At 76.5% G+C, this 688-nt stretch carries 1 protein-coding gene; it reads left to right on the top strand.

Going from position 1 to position 688, the window contains the following annotated elements; translation table 11 throughout:
* Positions 1–125: 125 nt before the first annotated feature.
* On the top strand, positions 126–688 hold a 563-nt coding region (locus tag HMPREF3086_RS02265; RefSeq protein ID WP_070719961.1), incomplete at its 3' end, for a thiamine phosphate synthase.

Here is a 688-nt window from a genome sequence, read left to right as displayed (position 1 = left end):
GGGGCCGCGGGGACGGTCGCCGGCCGCACGTCCGCGGGGCCCGGCAGCTTCGCGGTGGCGTGGCTGGACGCGCTCCACACGCTCACCCCCGAGGACATCGCGGGTCTGGTCACGGTGACGACGGAGTGAGCGACGCACGGCCCGACCGGGACGTGGGCGAGGCTCGGCTCGACCGCGGCGCCGGCGTCGACTGGCGGCTCTACCTGGTCACCGATCCGCACCTCGGCGGCGGGCGCGACGCCGTGCCGGGGATCGCGTACGAGGCGGTGCTCGGCGGGGTGGGCGTGGTCCAGGTCCGGGACAAGGAGGGCGACGACGACGAGTTCGCCACCCACGCCGTCGCCGTCGCCGAGGCCGTCGCGAGGGCCTGCACCGAGACGGGCCGGGTCGTCCCGGTGTTCGTCAACGATCGCGCGGACGTCGCGCGCGAGCTGGGGCTGCACCTGCACGTCGGGCAGCGGGACATTCCGTTCGCCCGGGCTCGCGCGGCGATGCCGGACCACCTCATGGTGGGGCTGTCGATCGAGTCGGATTCCCAGCTCGCCGCCGCGCTGGCGGGTCCGGGTCCGGTGCCGGACGTTATCGGGGTGAGCCCGGTGTGGGCCACGGCGACCAAGACCGACACCGCCGCCGCGCTCGGGCCGGAGGGGGCGGACCGTCTCGCCCGCGCCGCGCACGCTCACCGCTC

The organism is Dietzia sp. HMSC21D01, from assembly GCF_001815995.1.
GTDB lineage: Bacteria > Actinomycetota > Actinomycetes > Mycobacteriales > Mycobacteriaceae > Dietzia > Dietzia cinnamea.
This window is presented reverse-complemented; position numbering and strand designations above follow the sequence as displayed.